This is a genomic window from Microcystis sp. M53603_WE2 (assembly GCF_030065435.1).
Genome location: NZ_JASJFF010000214.1, coordinates 1 through 6,480 on the forward strand (window position 1 = coordinate 1; position 6,480 = coordinate 6,480).

Consider the following 6,480-nt stretch of genomic DNA (forward strand, 5'->3'; position numbering starts at 1 on the left):
GATAGATTAGCTTTAAAATATGCTCCTTTAAATAGCCGAAAAGCTGATCTAAATATGCAGTTGGAACGGGAAAAAGCTAAGATCAATGCTCGTCGGGAACAACTGCAAAGAAATCGGCAACAATTAGAGACAGAAATTGGTCGTATTCCTCTACTAAGAGAGGAAGCTCTCAATTTAGCCAAACGAATTAAGGAACTAGATAAAAAACAAACCTATTGTGAACGAGTTGAAGAAAAGGAAACTCTTAAACAAGTGGATAAAAAAAGTTTATTGGAGCAACAGAAAAGATATGAAGAACAACTTTTAGAGTTAACTGATAAATTGGAAAAATTAAATATTCCCGATTCGGTTTGTCCTTTGTGTGAACAGAATTTAGACAGTCATCACCGTCATCAAGTAATCAGGAAAACCCATCAACATCAAGAACAAATTCAAGAGCAAATCTGGTCCCTACAGGAAAGGATGGCAGACTGCGATCGAGATTTAAAACGTTTAGGGGAGGAATTAGCCCAAATTAAACAAGAATTGCCAGCAAGATCGAATCTACAACAAAAATATGTGCAGTTGGAAGTCAAGTTAGAAACTATTGAAGAAAAGGAAATAGAACTAGAGAAAACCGAGGAGATACTTGTGGAGTTAGAAGCACTTTTAAGCAGTGGCAATTATGCCCTAGAATTACAGCAAGAATTACAAATTGTCAATCAAGAAATCGCCTTTTTAAACTATGATGAACAAAGTCATGCTTTAGTCAGAGGAGAAGAAAAAAGATGGCGTTGGGCAGAAATTCAAGAATCAGAACTTAAGCAAGCAAACCGTCGTTTAGCTAATATCAAGGCCGAGAAACCTAATTTAATTAATCAATTAGCTAGACTAGAACAAGAGAAGCAAGAACTAGGTCAAAACTCCCCACTTAAACAGGAAGTTGAACGCTTAGAAAAGTTTATTCAAAACTTAAATTATGATCGCAGTGAACATCAGAATATTCAAAATCTGATCCGACAATTACAGGGGGTAAGATTACAGTATCAAGACTGGCAACAAGCAGAAAAAAATTATCCGGAAATAGCCGCTAAAATCGCTGAGATTGAGCAAAGATTACAGCTGCGAAATCAGGATCGCCAGAAGCTGAATCAGGAGTTAGCAAATATTAGTCAAAAGATTGGTACTTTGACTGACTATCGCCAAGAAATAGCCGCATTATCGACCAATATTCAACAGCGAAGACAGATAATTGATGGATTGCTCTCCCAAAAAGGTCGGGTTGAGGAGAAATTACATCAACTAGAAACTTTAGGTAAACAACTGATAGAAAAAGAGAGCGATTTAGCTAAAGTGAAAAAACAATATACAGTTTATAAAGAGTTAGCCATAGCTTTCGGTAAAAATGGTTTACAAACTCTGATGATTGAGAATATTTTACCTGAGTTAGAAGCCCAAACTAATCATATCTTAGCTCGCTTAACTGGTAATCAATTTCATGTGCAGTTTTTAACCCAAAAAAGCGGTAAAGGTACTAAGAAACAGCAACAAAAGTTAATCGATACTTTAGATATTATTATTGGTGATACCCGGGGATCCCGTCCCTACGAAACCTATTCAGGAGGAGAAGCTTTTCGGATTAATTTCTCGATTCGATTAGCTTTAGCGAGATTATTGGCACAAAGAGCCGGAACAGCCCTACAAATGCTCATTGTTGACGAAGGATTCGGAACTCAGGATGCGGAAGGATGCGATCGCTTAATTGCGGCAATTAACGCTATATCCGCTGATTTTGCCTGTATTTTGACTGTAACTCATATGCCCCAATTTAAAGAAGCTTTTCAACATCGCATCGAAGTCCGCAAAACCGAACAGGGTTCTCAATTAATGTTATTATCCTAGGAAAAATATTGATGTAAAGATGGAAAAGATTACGATCACAGTAAAACTATTTGCTATTTATCAAGAAGTCTATCAAACTTCACAATTAAACCTCGAATTTCCTGCCCACACTTCCGTTACAGAAGTGTTAAACTATATTATAGCCCCCTATCCTCAATTAGAAAGATGGCGCGATGTTACTCGTTTTGGAGTTAATCTTCAGTTTGTTTCGGGAGAGAAAATCCTCAAAAATGGCGATGAGATAGTTTTAATTCCCCCCGTTAGTGGTGGCTAAATGGGGTTTGCTGAAAAAGTACGGGCGAAGCATTCGGATAGAAAATCTACGGTTTCACCGATAGGTTATTGTCCGAATGCTTCGCCCCTACAGGACGCGGGCTGATGAAGACGCAAGGTTTTGAAGCACGATTCTCTCAAAATCTTGCACCTGTTTCGCGAGAAAAGCCACAAAACCCTTACCTTGCCTACATTTCACATTTATTCAGCAAGCCCTAAATGGAGATAGGGAAAATCACAAAAACTGTCACCTTTTTCCTTATTACTTTTTCCTTGATATCCCGTGTCTAACTGGCAAATTCCCCCATCGGTAGAGCTTCCCCAAGAGTTTTTAAAAATAGTCCAAGACTACACCCCAGAGTCGGATGGCAGCGTCGTGGCACAAATATTATGGCATCGCGGTGTCCGGGATGGGGCGACTCTGGGGACGTTTCTGGATGAGAAAGCTTATCAGTCAAAAACTCCCTTTGATTTTGGGCAAGAAATGAACTTCGCCGTCAAAAGACTGGAAAAAGCCCTAAATAACGGGGAAAAAGTGAGTATTTGGGGGGATTTCGATGCCGATGGTGTCACCGCTACCAGTGTACTCTGGGAAGGATTGGGGCAGTTTTTCCCACCCTATCAACAGTTAGATTATTACATACCCGATCGCCAAAAAGAATCCCACGGCCTCAATTGTCCTGGTATCGAGAAACTAGCGCATCAAGGAACCAGTTTAATCGTCACCTGTGACACGGGAAGCACGAATATCGCCGAAATTGACTATGCAAACAGTCTAGGTATCGATATTATCATCACCGATCATCATACCCTACCCGACGAGCGCCCCGAGGTGATTGCCCTGATTAATCCCCGCTACTTTGTGGAAACCCATCCTTTCTATCATCTTTCTGGGGTTGCCGTTGCTTATAAATTAGTGGAAGCGATGTATTTAACCCTGGCAGATATTCCCAGAAAACCCCTAGAAAATTTACTCGATTTAGTTGCGATTGGTTTAATTGCCGATTTAGTCAAATTGACGGGAGAATGTCGTTATTTAGCCCAAAAAGGTATGCAAAAGCTCCAAAATACTCAGCGTTTAGGAGTTAAAAAATTACTCGATTTATGTAACAAAACCGGAGATAGACCGATGGATATATCCTTCGGTATTGGACCGCGAATTAATGCCGTCAGTCGCATTTATGGCGATGCTAGATTTTGTGTGGAATTACTCACCAGTGAAGATGAAAAGCGTTGTCACGAATTAGCTGAACAAGCGGAATTAGCCAATATTCGTCGCCAAGAAATCCAACGGGATATTATGAAACAAGTTCAGAAAAAACTAGAGAGAATTGATCTTTCCACCACTAATGTAATTATTTTAGATGATCCCCAATGGCCGGCGGGAATTTTAGGATTAGTTGCGGGACAAATTGCCCAAGAATACCAGCGACCGACAATTTTATTAAGTACCAGTGAACCACCTTTTGCTAAGGGTTCCGCTAGGTCAATTCGCGAGATCGATCTTTATCAATTAGTATCCTCTCAATCCCATCTTTTACATCGTTTTGGTGGTCATCCTTTGGCCGCAGGTTTAAGTTTAACTCTAGAAAATTTACCCCTATTTATTGAGGGGATTAATCAACAGTTGCGACGCACAGGAATTGATTTAACTTCCCTTTCTTCCGAGATAGAAGTGGCTGCGGTGGTGACGGTTTCCCAATTGGGAAAAAGTCTATTTAGAGAATTAAAATTACTGGAACCATGCGGGATGGGTAATCCGACACCGAAGCTATTAATTCAAAATTGTTATTTTCACAATCTTTGGCATAAAAATCTTGAGGATTTCAAAGGCAGAAAAATCGCTTATCCCCGGACAACTTTTGAGATCTGGGATAGTTCAATCGAGCAGGGATTCCCCGGTATGTGGTGGGGTCATCACAAAGACGAAATTGCTGCCGATACCCGTTATGATGCCGTAGTCGAATTAGATTTTAATACCTACAAAAATCGCTATGAAGTGCGCTTAATTGCCTTGCATCCCTATCAACAAGAATCCCTAACCTATAGCAATAAAAAAGATTTTTTAATCGACAATCGCCATCGAGAAATTAGTCAAGAAGTTAGCCAATTAAATCCCCTTTTTCTCTGGGAATGTCCCCGGGATTGGACAAAACTTTCCAGGGAATATCAACAGGCAATTTTACGGGATAAAAAGTTAGTTCTTGCCTATGCTAGTCCTTTGAAAAAATCCGCTCACACCCCATGGATAAACCTTGTCGGGATCGGGAAATATTTAGCTAGAACTAAAACCAGCATTTCCTGTCAACAATTACAAAACCGCTTAAACCTCAGTTATCATACCCTAGAATTAGGATTAATTTCCCTATCAGAAAATGGCTTTAAAGTCAAGAAAAATCAAGAAAATTTATCCTTTGAATTAGTCAATCATGAGGCAAAAATTAATAAGATTGAACAATTTCTAGAAGCGGTGGCCCTAGAAAACTTTCTCCAGCAATACTTTGCTACTGTTCCCCTAGAAATACTGCAAGCAATTCTTAATCATGAAGACTCGATCGATTTCTAGTTATAACCCTTATTTACTGATAGCTGATAACTGATAACTGATAACTGATAACTGATAACTGATTACTGATTACTGATTACTCCTTGACCGAAGAATTTCGGGGGTTTTGCCAGGGTATAAACTTCCGTATTTTGTGCGATTGCTTGACGAATATAGAGAGGAGTTTGTAACATTCCTAGTAAACTCATGCCATCAATTAAACGTAATCCTCCCGTAGTTGTATCGCTGATTAATTCATCTACCACGTCCGGATCGGGACGAGTATTTAAAGGATGATTAGCACAGAGAGTAAAACCCCAAGGGGAACCATAACTAGGAGTGGGAGCGCAATAGGAATGAACGTAGGGAAAAACTGCTTTTAAAGTATTCACCAAACGCGCATGATACATCACCGAAGGAGGAGAAACCGGGCCAGATTGGACAACCACAATGCCATTTTCGGCCAAAACTCTTTGTAGTTTTTCAAAGTATTCTTTCGTGAATAGGGGGAAAGAAGGACCCTCTTCGATGGGATCAACCAGATCGGAGATAATAATATCCCATTGATCGTTAGTGGTGTCTAAAACTTCTAAAGCATCGGCCACAACTAACTGAAAACGAGGATCATCAAAAGTGCCTTGGTGCATTTCGGGAAGATGTTCCTTACAAGCTTCTACCACATCCCCATCGATATCGATCATCATCACTTTTTCGATTGTTTTCCAACGCAATAACTCCCGCGTTGTCGCACCTTCACCACCTCCCAGAATTAAAGCAGTTTTTGCTTCTTGGTGGGCAATCATTGCCGGTTGCACTAATGCTTCATGATAAATAAATTCATCCCCCGTACAAGATTGCCATTTCCCATCCAGTACCAAGGCTTTTCCATAGGCCCCCGACTCAACAATATACATCTCCTGAAAAGCGGTTTTTTTGTAGGCTAAAATCCGCGAAACCCCATGACTATAAATGTCCCAGGGGGTAATATATTCGTTAACCCATAGATCCGCTTTTAGTTCACTTCCTGCCATAACTAATCCTCCTTGGGGTGAAAAAGGCACGATCTGTTATTATACAACAATTGACAAAATTCGATCGATAACCTGAAATTATCTCCCAGTCATCCCGAAGCTGTCGATAATCGATCGCTGAAAAACGTTAAGCTAGAAAAGATTAAGTAAGTAGTTATAATTAAATTGAAGATAGATTTTGCCTCTGATCCCCCCTGCCCCCCTTGATAAGGGGGGTGCCGATAGGCGGGGGGATCTCCCTTGATAAGGGGGGTGCCGATCCCCCCTTAATCCTCCCTTAATCCCCCCTTGACAAGGGGGGTATTTGATAATTTTTAACGCTTACCTACTTAGCTCCAAGTAAACTTCTAGCCACTAACCTATGACTAAAAACGAGACTACCGAGAAAAAGATTTTTCTCCTAGATTTTGAGAAACCCCTCTACGAATTAGAATCCCGCATCGAACAGATTAAAGAATTAGCCCAAGAAAATAGCGTAGATGTCTCGGAACAAATTAGTCAACTAGACGAACGAGCTAATCAATTACGTCGTGAGATTTTTAGCAATCTCACTCCTTCCCAACGGCTACAATTAGCCCGTCATCCCCGGCGCCCCAGTACCCTAGATTATATTCAAGCCATCACCGATGAATGGTTCGAGTTACACGGTGATCGCGGTGGTTACGACGATCCCGCCCTTGTGGGTGGTGTTGCCCGTTTTAACGGTCGTCCCGTGGTGATTATCGGACATCAAAAAGGCCGGGATACTAA

The 6,480-nt window shown here is 40.7% G+C and carries 4 protein-coding genes and 1 pseudogene; 4 read left to right on the forward strand and 1 reads right to left on the reverse strand.

Going from position 1 to position 6,480, the window contains the following annotated elements:
* From PX481_RS04680 to recJ, 3 genes are all read left to right on the forward strand, one after another.
* Positions 1-1,881: SbcC/MukB-like Walker B domain-containing protein (locus PX481_RS04680; protein ID WP_288093806.1), on the forward strand; the 1,881-nt coding region annotated here is incomplete at its 5' end.
* A gap of 19 nt (positions 1,882-1,900) precedes the next feature.
* Positions 1,901-2,155: a MoaD/ThiS family protein gene (locus PX481_RS04685; protein ID WP_004163207.1), complete on the forward strand. Its 255-nt coding sequence runs from the start codon at positions 1,901-1,903 to the stop codon at positions 2,153-2,155.
* A gap of 282 nt (positions 2,156-2,437) precedes the next feature.
* The gene (recJ, locus tag PX481_RS04690; protein ID WP_288093808.1) at positions 2,438-4,720 is read left to right on the forward strand and encodes a single-stranded-DNA-specific exonuclease RecJ; all 2,283 of its coding nucleotides are present in this window, start codon (positions 2,438-2,440) and stop codon (positions 4,718-4,720) included.
* Positions 4,721-4,782: 62 nt separating this feature from the next.
* Here the strand turns inward: recJ and PX481_RS04695 are convergent, their stop codons facing one another.
* Positions 4,783-5,730, reverse strand: coding sequence for a fused MFS/spermidine synthase (locus PX481_RS04695; RefSeq protein WP_288093809.1), 948 nt, complete (start codon positions 5,728-5,730; stop codon positions 4,783-4,785).
* A gap of 361 nt (positions 5,731-6,091) precedes the next feature.
* Here PX481_RS04695 and PX481_RS04700 point away from each other — a divergent pair.
* Positions 6,092-6,480 (forward strand): annotated as a pseudogene (locus tag PX481_RS04700) (acetyl-CoA carboxylase carboxyl transferase subunit alpha); the annotation flags it as partial.